Consider the following 15,186-nt stretch of genomic DNA (forward strand, 5'->3'; position numbering starts at 1 on the left):
GAAAATCTTCTTATTATTCTAAAATAAAGGTACGAATTGTACGATGTAAAATATCAGAACCAGGGTGTCGACATTATTCGTTGCAATAAAATCAAGCGTTCCTACCGGAACGCCGGATAATCTGTGCGGGCGTTTTCTACCCACGAGTTGTACCGCTGGTACAAAATTCGGCATTAACCGGGGTATGGGTTTTCACAATTCTTGGGATAATGATTGCAATGGGATAACGAATGCAATATTTTACCTCTTCTCGCTCTGTCGCTAGCACAAAATTCGGCATCAACCTAGGCTAATGGTTTTAAAAAACGTTGTGCCTTTGGTAGAATCTGCCACTTAGGAACCAGCCCCAGGCCGAAATAACATCGCCCTTGATCCTCTTTTCAAATAACTTATCGCTTAATCCATCCGTCAAATCTGCAAGGTTTAGCAAAATCAATCTATCTTTGCACCTTGATTTTTAAAATTGCCAAATAGTATAAAAATGAGAACCGATTTCATTGAAGAATTGCGCTGGCGCGGCATGTTGCACGACATGATGCCAGGAACGGATGAGCAACTAAATAAAGAAATGACCGCCGGTTATATCGGTTTTGACCCAACGGCTGCTTCCCTGCATATCGGTAATCTTGCAACGATCATGTTGCTGGTACATTTACAAAAGGCAGGGCATAAGCCGATTGCATTGGTAGGAGGGGCAACCGGGATGATCGGAGATCCGTCTTTCAAAGCGTCGGAACGGTCATTTTTGGACGAGGACACACTTCGGATTAATCAGGAAGGGATTCGTAAACAATTAGAACAATTCCTTGATTTTGACTGCGGAGAAAACGCTGCGGAAATGGTTAACAACTATGACTGGTTCAAAGAAATCGGCTTTTTGCAGTTTCTCCGGGAGGCAGGAAAGTATCTTTCTGTTAACTACATGATGTCAAAGGATTCCGTGAAGAAACGTCTTGAAACGGGCATTTCCTTTACCGAATTTTCATACCAGCTTTTGCAGGGTTACGATTTTTATCATTTATACAAACATAAAAATGTCCGTCTTCAGATGGGCGGTTCGGACCAGTGGGGAAATATCACAACGGGTACTGAAATCATTCGCCGGAAGGAAGGAGATGAAGAAGGTTATTTTAAAGCTTATGCTTTAACGACACCGCTTCTGACAAAATCTGATGGCTCGAAATTTGGAAAAAGCGAAGGCGGAAATATCTGGCTGGATGCTTCGCGGACTTCACCTTATGAATTTTACCAGTTTTGGTTAAGTCAGAGTGATGAAGATTCTCCAAGATTTCTGCGCGTTTTTTCTCTTAAATCGAAAGAAGAAATCGAAGCTTTGGAAAGCAGCCACGCGGCTGAACCACATCTGCGTATTATGCAAAAGGCTTTGGCTGCTGAACTTACGATCCGTATCCACTCCGAACGTGATTATCAGTTGGTGTTGAAAGCGACGGACGTGTTGTTTGGAAAAGCTACTTTGGAAACACTGCAAAGTATCGCGGTCGATGAATTTGATACCATTTTCAACGGAGTTCCACAAACGGAAATCAGCCGCGCAAACTGGGATGCTTGTCCTAATTTGCTTGATCTGATCTCAACGGTTACGAATTCTGAAATATATCCTTCCAAAGGAGAAGCGCGACGGGCTTTGCAGCAAAATGCGGTTAGTATCAACAAAGTGAAAGTTTCTTCACCGGAACAGTCTCTGGCTGATTTTCAACTATTGCAGGACCGCTTCATCCTCGTTTCGAAAGGGAAAAAAAATCATTTGATTAAGGTCGTTTAACAACCTGGAAAGCGAAGTGATCTTCACGGTCACTTCGCTTTTTAATATCGCAAACACTTTCGTCCCCTCCGGTTTTGGGCACCTTTACCGGAAAACCGGAACAAGGCGTCTATACCATACCAGATTGATATTTCAAAAGCTCCAGTATCAAATCCCAGAGAAGACACAGGCAGATCATAACTGGCCTGAAAGAGCATATTTCCACTTGCCCAGCCTACGGTGCCTATGGCGGCATCCCTTCTGGTGTTGCCCAGAATCATTCCGCGATACCATAACCCTACCAGTAATGGCGAGTATATTACGTTGAAACCAGCATCCATTTGTCGGCTTGGACCTTGTTTCCGGACCTGAACAGCCATGGTCAACGCGCTCTCCCGATTCATATCCCGGCCAAGGTTATTCCCGAAAAAAGCTGGAATTTGTATAGGGATTTTTGTTCCCAGCTGGACATTCACACGTTGATGCTCAATGCTAAGCGCATTGTTGATCCCGATGTTATGCCAGGCTCCGGACAACCAGTAAGATATATCTTCCTCGTATTTAGGAACATATTCCAGGACCGCTCCGCCTGATAACGTCAGTTTATTACTGGACAATCCATTGGAGGACATAGGATCTGTGCTCCCCAGAAATTGAGAAACATATGTCAGATCATCCCCGTTCCAGCTGTTGGATGTCCAGGAACCTTGTATGCCTCCAATTAATCTTAACTCTTTCTGGCCGTCCAGATAAACCATCTTGGAAATTTGAGCAGATAGCTGACTGCTGCTTAGAGCAGGTCCGCGTTTATCGTGTAATGCCTGGAAACCCAGACCTATACCTACGTCTTCCGCATAGGAATCGAACGAAAAAGCAGCAGTTTGGAACGGAATACCAATGGAGGCCCACTGGTTTCTGTAATTGGCAATAAATCTTGGTGTCCCGGCGTCGCCGGCGTAGGCGGGATTTGTATACAAGGGATTAGCATAAAATTGTGAAAACTGGGGCGCCTGAGCCTGTATTTTCACAAGACCACAAGAAAAGATGGTAAGTAGTGTTAGAAATTTTTTCATTAACGAACCAGATAAAGGTTTCCTCTTAATTTGTCAGAAATACGGTTGTCGATGTACAAAATCTCAGCTTCGTATACATACAGGTCGGCGGGCAGCGGATTTCCTTTTAAGGTCCCGTCCCAGGATTCACCCTGTCGCTGACTTCCTGGTGGTACTTTTTTCATTTCAAATACCATTTCACCCCATCTGTTCCTGATTTTCAGGGATATGATTTCCTGAATCCCTTTTCCAAAAAGGGTATAACGATCGCCAAATCCATCGCCATTGGGAGTGAAAGCTTTTGGGATATCAACCTGACAGTCGACAATTACAAATGCAGCAGTCTTTTCAATGGAATCGCGGCACACACCACCTTTACCTACAACCAGTTTTATACCATACAATCCTTTATCGAATGGCATCGCCGGATTTTTAACGTCGGAGGTTTTTCCGTCGCTGAAATACCATTTAAAGCTGTCTGCGTTGTCTGACAGGCTTATCAAATTTGCAGGTCCGGGAGCGCAGATAAGCGAGTCTCCGTTTACTTTGAAATCGGCAATAACCGGAGATAACACCGAAACGGGTATTTTTTTAAGCTCAGTTTTGCAGGATTTGGATCCACGATAGGCACTCAATTTTACTTCATAATTCCCTGCCTCCGAATAAATATGAGTTGGTGAATAATTTAGCGTATCCAGCGGAGAACCGTCTCCGAAATCCCATGTAAAACCAAGCAGTGGATCCGATTTATTGTTAAACTGAATGGCCTGATCCTGACAGGCAACAGCCGCTCCCGTGAAGTCCCCCGTCGGAGTTGTGGTTGTGCGAACTGTCAATTGCGTGGAGTCGTAACCGCAGGCTGTGTAGGCGATCAGCGTAACTTTATATTCTTTTTTCGACTGAGAGAATGCGTGCGTGGGATTTGGAAGTGTTGAAATGCTGCCATCGCCAAATTTCCATATCCAACGATTGGGTTTCGGCACGGTAGCATCCGTGAATTGAACAGGTTCGCCAGGGCACACTTCTGATTTTGACAGCGTGTACAGCGCTTTAACTGTTGTGGGGTAAACTTCTATTTTTACTTCGTCCGTATCCTGGCCGCAGGCACTTGTTACTTCCAGTCTTACGGTATAAGTTCGGACATTATCCTTTGCAGAGAAAGAATGGAAAACGGTATCGCTGCCTGTTTGACGAATGATGCCATCTCCAAAAATCCACCTTGACTTGTCTTTGTCAATACCGGAAGAGCGGTTAGAAAAAAGCAATAGTGCGGGTGTGCAACGCAATGTAGTGGAGTCGACACCAATTTCAGCTTTTGCCAGAGGACGCACAGTTATCTTTTTTGTCTCTGTTTTTTGACCGCATGTATTGCTTGCAGTGACGACAACCGAAAATGTACTGTCTTTTTTCGATTGATTTATGAATGTTTTGGAAGATGGCTGATAGCCTGTGGAGGTAGAGCCATCACCAAAATTCCAGGTGTATGTAATCGATTGATCCTGATTTCCTGTTACATCAAAGGAGACATTTAATGGAGAACAGCCGAGGGTTGCGGAGGGGGTAAATCCAATTACCGGTGGTGGTGCCGTGACGCTAATATCTTTGCGGAGTGTATCGGAGCAGTTTCCTGATTTTGCAACAAGCATAATTTTATTTGACCCCGTTACAAGTGTTAATTCGGGATTGGCTTCCGTCGAAGCACTTTTCCCATTGACAAACCAGACATAAGTGTTTGCCGATACGGAGTTATTTTTTGGCTTAAAGCTGGCACCCGAACAGCCAGAGTCTAATACAAAGCTCGCTTTTGGGCTTCCAATGACAATTTTTGAGGTAGCGACGGCTTTGCAGCCAGTTTGATTGGTTACTTCATAGGTGAGTGTAATCTGATCAGATGTTATATTTTTTATAATCAAAGTGTCACTTTTCAAACAATTGGTGCAGCCTGATGATGTCCATTTTCCGCCGGCAGGTGCACCCTGAAGTTTCAGAAAGTTAGTTCCGCTGCAAATGGTTTGATCCGAAACAGTAACCTGCACACCTTCGACTTTGATTTGCACAGCGTCCGACATGGAACATTTTCCAGTTCCTTTGGTGTACGTTAGCGTATAGTTCCCTGCCGTTTTTGGAACGAAAAACTTTTCTCCATTCAGTGTTTCAACACCTGCGGTGCTCCAATCGCCACCGCCTATATCAGTCCGCAATGCAATGGGGGTAGTGCTTACGCATAGAACGGTGTCTTTTAGGAATGTTAAAATATTGACAGGCTTAGCAGCTGCTACCGAAAACGTATCGCTGATCATTTGAGCACCGCAGGCATTTGTCATACTGGCGGTGATGATGTACGGTATATCACTTAGAGGTAAGGCAATAGATTGTTCCGGTGCAATCGGCTTCCCATTTAAAGTGTATGTCGCGCCCGATACCGGATTGCTGATCTTGTACTGAATAGGTTCACAAGCGTCGGATTGAGGCGTCAATTTTGGTGCTTCCGGGTCAATTACCTTGTATTTCCGAACGATTGGGATGGAATTTCCACAGGCATTGGTTGCTGTCAGTGTAATGGTGTATTCCTTTTTTTCTTTAAACTTAACTTTAACAATACCGGAGTTATAGGAAGTTTTATCAACAAACTCATAGGAGCCGCCACTTATCGACCAGAAATAGCTAGTCTCGTCTGTCGAAATTGTGCCGTCCATGGTTAAGGTTGCTCCATTGGAAATACAAATGGCGGTATCTTTATTGGCAATGGAAAAGCCGGTTGCGCTAAAATTTGCAACAGGTTTTTTGCTCAGTTTAAAATCGATTTCCTTTGAGCTGGTACCACAGGTTTTGGAAGCAGCCGTCAGTTTTACCCTGTATGTTTGATTCGGATCGGTAAACGAAATGGAGGGATATACGGAAGTACTGGTCCGCCCGTCACTGAACTCCCAAAGAAAATTGATATCAGAGGAAGTGGGACAACTGTTGTTATTAATTGAGAGAGACGAACCTTCACAAGCCGCCTGGACAGTCGGGTTGGCCTGTGGTTTTTTGTTGAAAGTAACCCGGAAACCTTTGTTGTCGTTAGGGCAGGTTGCATTTTCTACAAAAATGCTAACCTTGAATTCGCCATTGGAGCAGTTTCTTACGAAATTCTTTAAGTCGTATTTATGATTTAAAGTAAGCGCGGCGTTAAGCGTTATTGGCTCGATAGTTCCATCACCCCAATCAATTGTGTACGATTTACTGGCACACGGACCGGGTGTGACCTTTACACATAAGCTGTAAAGTGAGTCGCTGGGTGCTACACAAACAATACCGGTTCCTGTTCCGTCACAGGTTGTGATGTCAACACGCTCTTGCGCGTGGGACAGTATACTGAGCAGTACTAAAAAGAAAGTACAGGTAAAAAATAATTTCAAATTAAGGGTCTTTTGATAGAGGTATTTACGGGATAGGATTTTTATCACTATTCAACGCGAAAGATAGATATTTCCCTAAATATTGTAACCATTTATTACCTAAATCTATACTCAAATTTAAAATATTTCGGTTGCCGTTTTGCCGGATCAAATAGGTGAGCTTTTCAGAACCGTCCCATTTGCTTTACACCCGTTCGAAACGAAAGATCGAGGCGTCGGGATTTTTCTTGCCAATAATAGCGTCTCTGATAATATCTGCTGCGATCACGCTGAATAATATGCCGTTTCCGCCAAAACCCAGCGCGAAGTAAGTATTCGGATGTTCTTTGACTCCTCCTATAAAAGGCAAACCATCTTCTGTTTCAGCGAAAGTACCACACCATTCATAGTCGATCACAAAAGGCAGATTCGGAAACATCTTCGCCGCCGCGGACGCCAGTTGTTTACTTTTGGAATGAAGCAGCCGGTCTCGTTTTCCGGCACTTTGGAAAGTTTCGTCTTTCCCACCGATCAAAACACGGTTATCTTCCGTTGTTCTGACATAGAGATAAGGACGGGCACTTTCCCATAAAAGTGCATTTTTATACCATAACGGCTCGTCCTGGACGACTGGCTTGCTGACAATAGCATAAGTGGAATGAAGCCGGGTGACTTTTTTGGAAATATAATCCTGAGATTCGTATCCGCTGGCGATAATGAGTTTGCCAGCTTTAATCTGCGAACCATTGTCAAGATGCAGGGTGACACCTTTTTTGTGGTGATTGATCACTTCAACTTTTACCGTATCATAAACTTTTGCACCTTTTAACACGCATGCGTTTAAAAGCGCATGGGCCATTTTGTAAGGATCCAGCTGTGCGGCGTCATGGGAGAGAATCGCTCCGCTTTTCTTCAAGGCAGGAAAGTGGCCTCTGAGTTCGTCCTGTTCCCACCATTCCACATCAATTCCCTGATTTTTTCGCTCCTGATATTCCTTTTTCAGATCCGGGAGATCATCTTTTTTTGAAGCGTAATAAATACTGTCTTTGAGGGAAAAATCAACGTTCCTGCCCAGCAATTTTATGATTTCCTGAACCTTGTAAATGGCCTCCACACATAACTTATAACTTCTGACCGCATCCTTTTTTCCTACGAGTTCAATTAACTCAGTAAGCGGAGTGTCAATTTCATATTGCAAAAGTGCCGTGCTTCCGGAAGTGCTGCCGAGCGCAATATGCCGTTTTTCAATGACCACGACTGGAATGCCGGCTTCCGTAAGAGTCCATGCGAGTAGCGCGCCGGTAATGCCTCCACCCATGATGGCAACATCCGTTTGCAGATCCTCTCCCAAAGCCGGAAAGGATTCTAATACGCCATTTTTGTAAAACCAATAAGGCTGACCACTAAGTAAGTCCATAAGGAAGGTTTATTGTATACCAGATCATGATATTACAAAAACCGTTCCCGGTTACTTCTTGCCGTTAAAAGAATTTAACACAGGCGACGCAGTTGGATTATATTGATACGTCTGCCAGGTTTCATCCTGATAGATTTCCACGACCCTGTATCCCTTATAAGCTGTACCCCAGCTTCCACCAAAGTGTCCGTCGAAGAAATAAGGTTTTTGTCCAAGGGTTTTCTGGCTATCCTGATCATGGTCGTGGCCGTGAAAAATGGCTTTTACATTGGGTGTTTTTGAAAAGAGGTCGGTTATTTCTTTACAGTTAATTCCATTGTCGGTCCATTTTTCAGGTGTGATATGCAAAAAGATATAAATGCCTTTCGCAGTGGAATACTTAGCTATTTCAGTGCGTAACCAGTTGATGTCCGGACAGATATATTCACCTTTTTCGTTGGACGTGTCTCCAAGAATGAAAGCATATTCCCCTTTCGCAAAACTATGATTGGTAGGATATCCCCATGTGCTTTGCCATACATCCAGCCCAACTTTATCGTGGTTGCCGCGGGTTACATAAAAAGGTACGCGTAAATTTTCAAAAGTTGATTTTACGTCATACAAAAGGGTAGGATCATCATGGATAAGGTCTCCGTTGATTACTGTGAAGTCTACACCTTTTTGTAATTTTTCCTGATTGATCCAGCTGATCAAATCGCTGTGAAAAGTTTTGTATTCAGTATTAGGCTGTCCAAAATGTCCATCAGAAGCCACGATGAAACGCAGCGCAAGTTTCCCTGCTTTGGTGTTTTGTTCCGGGAAATTGAGAAAGGATAGTCCCGACATGGCAGGCAAAAATTTCAAAAAGGAGCGTCTTTCAAAAATCATATGGGTTAATCGTTTGGAATGGGGCGTATTGTTGGTACCAGATGTTTTATCAAAAATAGTTATTCAGAGTTGATAATTTATCTTTAATCTTGTGACAGCATATCAAATATAAATATTAGTTAATATTGCCGCATGGATCGCCTTATTCTTCAAAAAGCCGCCTCATATTGCGCATATCAGGAACGAACTCAGGATGAGGTGCGGAAGCGTTTGCAAAAATGGGAAGTCTGGGGCGACGAGGCTGACGAAATTATTGCAGAACTCATTTCGCAAAACTATCTTAGCGAGGAACGCTTTGCGAAAACTTATGCGGGAGGGAAATTCCGGATGAAAAACTGGGGTAAAATGAAGATCAAACAGGAACTTCATCGCCGCGGCCTTTCGGAATACAGTATTCAGCAAGGCATGAAGGAAATCCCCGAGGAATCGTATCTGACAGGTTTGAAGGAAGTTCTGATGAAAAAAAAGACACAGCTTCTGCGAACTGAACCTGACAAATTCAAGCTTAAACAAAAACTCGTTCGCTTTGCGCTGGGTAAAGGATATGAAAGCGAGCTGGTCTGGAAAACTGTGGAGAATTTAAATGAATAAGTTTTTTTGAGTTAAATTGGGATTAGAATTTAAGTTGAAAGGAAAAATAAATCAGGTTTTTAAAAGAAAATCGGCTGATATTGGTTATTATAGTACATAGTAAATAAAGCCACTGGGAAATGTTGTCTGAAGGCAACTCATGAATGACAATTAAAAAATGTTAGGAAAGAAGCTTAAAATTCTTGTTAGCAGAACAGATGCCATCGGAGATGTTATTTTGACGATCCCTATTTGTGATATTTTAAAGGAGAATATTGAGGTTTCTGAGCTGCACTTTTTAGGACGTTCCTATACCGAGGATGTTATTCAGACCTGCTCAGTCATTGACAAATTTGTAAATATTGATCTGCTTGAAAAACTGGATTATGCTGCACAGGTTCAGTCTTTGAAAGACGAGAATTACGATGCAATCATTCATGTTTTGCCCAATATAAAAATCGCGCGGCTGGCAAAGGATGCGAAAATCCCAATCAGGATCGGGACAACCAACCGCTGGTTTCACTGGATGACCTGCAACCGGCTCGTGCAGTTAAGCAGAAAAAAATCTGATTTGCACGAAGCGCAACTGAATTTAAAATTGCTGAAAGCGCTGGAAATCGAGAAGGAATTTTCGCTGGAAAGCATTTTTCAACATTTTAAAATGAGCAGGATTGCTCCGCTTCCTCAGCGCTTGTATGCTTATCTTCAAAAGGACAGGCTAAATATTATTCTTCACCCAAAATCCAATAAGAGTGCCAGGGAGTGGGGCTTACAGAATTTTGCAGACCTTATCAATCTTTTACCAAGGGAGAAATACCGGATTTTTATTTCGGGAACGAAGGCAGAAGGGGCTTTGATGAGAGACTGGCTGCATCAGCTGCCCGAACACGTGGTGGATGTAACAGGCATGATGACGCTGAAAGAATTTATTTCCTTTATATATCATTCCAATGGCCTTATCGCTGCAAGCACCGGACCGTTGCACATTGCGGCTGCTTTGGGGAATAATGCGCTGGGTTTGTACCCGCCTATGCGGCCCATATTTCCGCAAAGATGGGCGCCAATCGGCCCAAAGGCTTCTTTTCTGGTTGGAAAAACGGATTGTAATAAATGCCAGGAGGACATATCCAAGTGTGAGTGTATGAACCAGATTTCCCCAAAAGAAGTAGCGTCTGTCATCCGGAAGTGGGAGAAAAGTGCTGATCTTGTGGTGAAGATTTTACCATAATTTTCAAAATCGTGATGATACAAAAGCGAAAGCGGGGCGTAGTTGAAACTGCGCCCCGCTTTCGCTTTTGTATATTTTGCTGATCAGAAATCTGAATCAAAAGAGATTTTGTGCCCTGAATCTTTATCCTGCAAACCACTCATAACGCCTGCTTTTTGATAATCGCCTACACGTTTTTCGAAGAAATTCGTTTTTCCTGGAAGTGATATCAATTCCATGAAGTCAAATGGATTTGTCGAGCCGAATTGTTTTGGACATCCCAGACGTTCCAGCCAGAAATCGGCGATATATTCGATGTACTGATTCATCAGGTCCGCATTCATACCGATCAACGAAACCGGAAGTGCATCCGTTACAAATTCCTGTTCGATTTTTACTGCATCGAGCATGATCTCGATTACACGTTCTTGCGGCAATTGGTTGACAATGTGCTGCGTGTAAAGCAAACATGCAAATTCACAGTGCAGTCCTTCGTCGCGGGAAATCAATTCGTTTGAAAAAGATAGTCCCGGCATTAAACCACGTTTTTTTAGCCAGAATATAGAGCAGAATGATCCCGAAAAGAAAATCCCTTCGACAGCGGCGAATGCAATAATTCTCTCTGCAAAAACCGGACTGTTGATCCATTTTAATGCCCATTCCGCCTTTTTCTGCACACAAGGAACTGTATCGATGGCACGCAAAAGGTGGTCTTTTTCGGCAGGATCTTTAATATAAGTATCGATCAGCAGAGAGTAGGTTTCGGAGTGAATGTTCTCCATGGCAATCTGAAAACCATAAAAACATTTTGCTTCGGCATATTGTACTTCGCTAAGAAAATTCACCGCCAGGTTTTCATTTACAATACCATCCGAAGCAGCAAAAAATGCAAGAATATGAGAAATGAAATGGCGCTCGCCGTCGCTCAGATTATCCCAGTCTTTTTGATCCTGCGACAAATCTATTTCTTCGGCAGTCCAGAAGGATGCTTCATGGCGCTTATACATTTCCCAGATATCCATGTGTTTGATCGGAAATAAGACAAAACGCAATGGATCCTCTATCAACAGGGGTTCCTGTTTTACAATTTCTTGTGACATAGTTAATTATTTATGAATACAGACCAGATATCAATTGCAGCATAGCAGAAATTTTTGAGGGTAGTTGCTGCCAAAAACAAATCTACACGCTTTGGTTCGGAATTTCAAGAAGATTTGAGCAAATGCAATTCTTATTTATAGCTGCGGCATCTAGAAAAAGTACTGCCGAAATACCCCGATTAGGCATTCATTTGCACATGCTAACCCTGTTTTAAGATTTGAGTTGAATATATTCCTCATCACTTATTTGGTTGGTGTAATAAAAATATTTCTGCAACACTAAAAAAGAGATAAGATCTTCTAATTTGTCATCCAAAAATTGCTTAACATAAGCATTAGCATTTTTTACAATGCGCTGCGCTTCAATCGGATGATCTATGTAATACTGGAGTTTTTTACCCAGATCAGAATAATCTTCGTTGATCAGAATAAAATGGAAATCAGGAATTAGCGTGCCTTCCATAAACCAGGTTTCATATTTTGGCTTAGGCATCACGGCGATTGAATTGGAGGACATGATCCATTTTAGATTGGTAGCAACATCGTTACCTTCCAAACTAAGTACGAACTTGTATTTTAAATGGTCAATAATGGAAATTTTAGGCTTCAGCCAAGCAGGATTTCCGCCTACTTTGTTTACCTGCCCCAGATCACATAATGGGTGATCGAAATAGGTCTCCATAAAACGAACACGGTGCGGCTGAGGGGAGTTTGGGGCGTTTATGGAACCACGTCCTATCAACATGTCTTTTTTTTGCGAATATTGATAGGGATCTTTCACGAAGAAAAAATGTCTCTTTTTTTCCAGTTTAAGAATCACGGCATTTTCGTTATTGTCTCCAATTGGCCTACTTTTTTGTAGAGTTGGAACATTGGGAATATGAATGACATCTTTAAACAGGCAATTTGCCTGTAAAGATTTTTTAAAATATCTCGTATGTTCATATGTGTCAAAATAGTACACACTCGAACCTTTAATTTTATTCATTTCTCCCAATAGTACGGCATTTTCTCCGATCTCTTTTGGGGAACTCAACTTATTATAATAATTCAACCGGCTAGTTAAATAATCAATATCATATTCGTTTTGAGATAGGATTTTTCTACGTAGCGATTTTTGAAACAGAATAGAAGGAATAAGCTTTCTTACATAGTTTTTTATGTAGTATGGTAGTTTGTTTCTTTTAATTTCTAAGACGATTTTGTGAAATATCATATCAATTTTAATATACTTTTTGCAACATTATGGAGTCTTTCCTAAATCAACAAACCTGTAATAACTATAAGATTCTGAAAAATAGAAAGGTACTATTTCCTGCACTATATAGTCGTATAAATATTTAAAACACTTGAAACCGGAATGATGAGTGAGTCTCATTGCTTCTAAGCTATACGCATGATGAAGTTGATACTGTGCTAAGAATTTCACAAAATCATCACAAGCAATATAAATTTCAACTAATTTCGCTGTGTTTAAGATATCTGTCGAAGTGGCAAATATTGATTTTTTTGTAATCTCAAATTTACTAATTTTTAACAATGTTCTGTTTTATATTTAGAACAGTCTGTCATAAAGTTAGTTAATGCTAAAACTCGCATTGTTACTATATTTTTTCATTTTACAAAGAACTTACCGTCGCCGAGACAAGACTAATGTCTAAAAAAATAATTGTTGATTGTGAACGAATGCGGTATACAAATACCGGTTTGTATCATTTCTGTTTGCAATTGGGCAGAGCATTGCAGCATAGGGCTGACGATAAAAACGAAGAGATCGGATTTTACCTCCCCAAAACGGAGAAGGGGATATTCGGCAAAGATGCTGACGAAATTCATCAGCACTTTATACATAAACATTTATTCCCAAGGGTTAGTCATGTCAGTCTCTGGCATTGTACTTATCAGGGGACAAATTATTATCCGTTTGATAAGCATATCCCTGTTATCCTCACAATTCACGATCTGAATTTCCTGTATGACTTAAATTTACCTGAAACAAAAAAGAAAAAGTACCTGGCGCGACTTCAGCGCAAAATTGATCATGCGAGTCATATTGTCGCGATATCCAATTATGTGATGGAAGATGTGAGGAGAAATCTGTCTCTGGCGGGAAAGGCCAGTTCTATTATTTACAATGGGTGTAATGTTAATGACAATGAACCAATTGCAGTGCCGGAAAAGGTTTATGATAAGCCATTCTTATTCACCATCGGGACTATTACCGAGCATAAGAATTTTCAGGTATTACCACCACTGCTGGCCAATAATGATTTGTTGCTGGTGATTGCCGGTATTGAAGGCAAGTCAAATTTCAGACAGGTAATAGAAGAAGTGGCGCGTAAGTGGGGCGTTTTGGACAGGGTTATCTTTACGGGTGCGATCTCGGAAAATGACAAAAAATGGCATCTGGAAAATTGCCTGGCATTTTTGTTCCCTTCCACCGCCGAAGGTTTTGGCCTACCTGTGATAGAGGCCATGTATTATGGCAAACCTGTGATCCTGTCAAAATGTACTTCCCTGCCCGAAATTGGGGGAGATTGTGCCTATTATTTTGAGGATTTTGAGCCTGAAAATATGCAGAAAGTCCTCACAGCAAGTCTGGAAGATTATAACAAAACCCAACCTGCGGAAAAGATCAAGGCACGTGGCAGATCATTTTCCTGGAAGGAGGCGGCAGACAAGTATCTTGCCTTATACCGGAGTTTATATTGAGATAAAACAGATTGGTGTTTAAAGCTTAATCACGTGCTGATACTTGATCATCATTTTAATGTTTTCGATCACGTCAAGAATACCAATATTGGAATGGTTTTTCTTCATCTGACGGTTGAAAGCACTCTTTTTAATGCGTAACCCTTTCCGGTTGTTCAGAAAATCCCGGTAAGCTTCGATTTTGTAAAACTGGCAGGTGAAAAGTCCTACGAACACATCGCAAAGCAGGATCTGTAAATGCCATAAGGCAAGATCTGCTCCCTGGAGATGCAGGTAATGTACATAATACCGGTTACGGAAATGGATTCTTTTGATGGCGCGTTTGTGATTATGGTTTTTGGTGCTGGCCATAACTTCGTGGCGGCAAACGGCATTGTGTTCATAATAACATTTCCAGCCCATTCTCCATGCACGTATCGAAAGCTCCTGATCCTCACCGTAGTACGGATTGAACATTTCGTTAAAACCGTTGATCGTTTTCAGCTTTTTTGTGTCGAGCAGTGCGTTACATCCTGACAAATAAAATGTTGGTGTAAAAGCGTCCATGTTTTGAAGATGGAACAAATCGGACGATTTTATCTTCCGCCCCATGATCTTCGGCTCTCTGGCGGCTTCCCTGATCAGGTCGTCATCCATCCCGATGATGCGACCCATGACGCCGAATGTATCTTCCTTTTCAAAAAATTTATATAACTTTTCAAGGTATCCCGGTTCCAGTGTTACGTCGGTATTCAGCAAAAATATGAGATCCATATTTGCCTGTTTAATACCCAGGTTACACGTTTCGGAAAATCCCGAATTGCTTTCTTTTTTTAGAAGTGTGATGGTATCCCCATAATGTTGTTCCAAATATTCCACAGAACCATCTGTTGATGCATCGTCAATAACAATGATTTCCACCTCTGTTTTAATAGAGGTAAGCACCTGGAAATTATGTTTGAAATACTTTTCAAATAAATGTTTTCCGTTATAATTTGGAATGATTACTGAGATGCTTTTCATTCAATCGGTTATTTAGTTAAACTAATTTTTAATAACCCAAGCGGACGAACTGCCGTTATTGACGTTCCGCATTGTGGTTTTTTACTAAAACAGCCTATGGCAGATGATTCTCACGCT

11 protein-coding genes are annotated in these 15,186 nt (G+C 41.8%); 4 read left to right on the forward strand and 7 right to left on the reverse strand.

Features of this window, described 5'->3' with window-relative positions:
• Positions 1-481 precede the first annotated feature (481 nt).
• A complete protein-coding gene (gene tyrS / locus M1L62_RS12360) occupies positions 482-1,783 on the forward strand; it encodes a tyrosine--tRNA ligase (protein ID WP_254413347.1) in 1,302 nt (433 codons plus the stop codon).
• Positions 1,784-1,824: 41 nt separating this feature from the next.
• Here the strand turns inward: tyrS and M1L62_RS12365 are convergent, their stop codons facing one another.
• The 4 genes from M1L62_RS12365 to M1L62_RS12380 all read right to left on the reverse strand — a co-directional run bounded on the left by M1L62_RS12365 (position 1,825) and on the right by M1L62_RS12380 (position 8,478).
• Positions 1,825-2,835, reverse strand: a complete 1,011-nt coding sequence (locus M1L62_RS12365) for a PorP/SprF family type IX secretion system membrane protein (RefSeq protein WP_254413348.1) — start codon at positions 2,833-2,835, stop codon at positions 1,825-1,827.
• Positions 2,835-6,215 carry a PKD domain-containing protein gene (locus M1L62_RS12370; protein WP_254413349.1) on the reverse strand — a complete coding sequence of 1,127 codons (3,381 nt, stop codon included), beginning with the start codon at positions 6,213-6,215 and terminating at the stop codon, positions 2,835-2,837. Before M1L62_RS12370 ends, M1L62_RS12365 begins: the two co-directional genes overlap by 1 nt.
• A 184-nt stretch (positions 6,216-6,399) precedes the next feature.
• Positions 6,400-7,611: an NAD(P)/FAD-dependent oxidoreductase gene (locus M1L62_RS12375; protein WP_254413350.1), complete on the reverse strand. Its 1,212-nt coding sequence runs from the start codon at positions 7,609-7,611 to the stop codon at positions 6,400-6,402.
• 51 nt (positions 7,612-7,662) lie between these two features.
• The gene (locus M1L62_RS12380; RefSeq protein ID WP_254413351.1) at positions 7,663-8,478 is read right to left on the reverse strand and encodes a metallophosphoesterase family protein; all 816 of its coding nucleotides are present in this window, start codon (positions 8,476-8,478) and stop codon (positions 7,663-7,665) included.
• A gap of 132 nt (positions 8,479-8,610) precedes the next feature.
• On the opposite strand from M1L62_RS12380, the gene M1L62_RS12385 reads away from it, so the two are divergent.
• The gene (locus M1L62_RS12385) at positions 8,611-9,069 is read left to right on the forward strand and encodes a regulatory protein RecX (RefSeq protein ID WP_254413352.1); all 459 of its coding nucleotides are present in this window, start codon (positions 8,611-8,613) and stop codon (positions 9,067-9,069) included.
• Positions 9,070-9,226: 157 nt separating this feature from the next.
• On the forward strand, positions 9,227-10,276 hold the full coding sequence (locus M1L62_RS12390) for a glycosyltransferase family 9 protein (protein ID WP_254413353.1): 1,050 nt from the start codon (positions 9,227-9,229) through the stop codon (positions 10,274-10,276).
• An 83-nt stretch (positions 10,277-10,359) separates the two neighbouring features.
• Here the strand turns inward: M1L62_RS12390 and M1L62_RS12395 are convergent, their stop codons facing one another.
• Both M1L62_RS12395 and M1L62_RS12400 read right to left on the reverse strand, forming a co-directional pair.
• Complete coding sequence (locus M1L62_RS12395) at positions 10,360-11,355, reverse strand: ribonucleoside-diphosphate reductase small subunit (RefSeq protein WP_254413354.1); 996 nt, start codon at positions 11,353-11,355, stop codon at positions 10,360-10,362.
• A gap of 211 nt (positions 11,356-11,566) precedes the next feature.
• Positions 11,567-12,571: a glycosyl transferase family 90 gene (locus M1L62_RS12400; RefSeq protein ID WP_254413355.1), complete on the reverse strand. Its 1,005-nt coding sequence runs from the start codon at positions 12,569-12,571 to the stop codon at positions 11,567-11,569.
• Between the two features lie 470 nt (positions 12,572-13,041).
• On the opposite strand from M1L62_RS12400, the gene M1L62_RS12405 reads away from it, so the two are divergent.
• Complete coding sequence (locus M1L62_RS12405) at positions 13,042-14,067, forward strand: glycosyltransferase family 4 protein (protein ID WP_254413356.1); 1,026 nt, start codon at positions 13,042-13,044, stop codon at positions 14,065-14,067.
• Positions 14,068-14,085: 18 nt separating this feature from the next.
• Here M1L62_RS12405 and M1L62_RS12410 read toward each other — a convergent pair whose 3' ends face one another.
• Positions 14,086-15,069: a glycosyltransferase family 2 protein gene (locus M1L62_RS12410; protein WP_254413357.1), complete on the reverse strand. Its 984-nt coding sequence runs from the start codon at positions 15,067-15,069 to the stop codon at positions 14,086-14,088.
• Between the last annotated feature and the right edge of the window lie 117 nt (positions 15,070-15,186).

The organism is Dyadobacter diqingensis, assembly GCF_024220585.1.
GTDB lineage: Bacteria > Bacteroidota > Bacteroidia > Cytophagales > Spirosomataceae > Dyadobacter > Dyadobacter diqingensis.

Excerpts from the sequence above, each read along its gene's own strand:
- M1L62_RS12390 (WP_254413353.1), top strand. The coding sequence starts at position 9,227 with ATGTTAGGAAAGAAGCTTAAAATTCTTGTTAGCAGAACAGATGCCATC.
- M1L62_RS12400 (WP_254413355.1), bottom strand. The coding sequence starts at position 12,571 with ATGATATTTCACAAAATCGTCTTAGAAATTAAAAGAAACAAACTACCA.
- M1L62_RS12365 (WP_254413348.1), bottom strand. The coding sequence starts at position 2,835 with ATGAAAAAATTTCTAACACTACTTACCATCTTTTCTTGTGGTCTTGTG.
- M1L62_RS12380 (WP_254413351.1), bottom strand. The coding sequence starts at position 8,478 with ATGATTTTTGAAAGACGCTCCTTTTTGAAATTTTTGCCTGCCATGTCG.
- M1L62_RS12375 (WP_254413350.1), bottom strand. The coding sequence starts at position 7,611 with ATGGACTTACTTAGTGGTCAGCCTTATTGGTTTTACAAAAATGGCGTA.
- M1L62_RS12410 (WP_254413357.1), bottom strand. The coding sequence starts at position 15,069 with ATGAAAAGCATCTCAGTAATCATTCCAAATTATAACGGAAAACATTTA.
- tyrS (WP_254413347.1), top strand. The coding sequence starts at position 482 with ATGAGAACCGATTTCATTGAAGAATTGCGCTGGCGCGGCATGTTGCAC.
- M1L62_RS12395 (WP_254413354.1), bottom strand. The coding sequence starts at position 11,355 with ATGTCACAAGAAATTGTAAAACAGGAACCCCTGTTGATAGAGGATCCA.
- M1L62_RS12385 (WP_254413352.1), top strand. The coding sequence starts at position 8,611 with ATGGATCGCCTTATTCTTCAAAAAGCCGCCTCATATTGCGCATATCAG.
- M1L62_RS12405 (WP_254413356.1), top strand. The coding sequence starts at position 13,042 with ATGCGGTATACAAATACCGGTTTGTATCATTTCTGTTTGCAATTGGGC.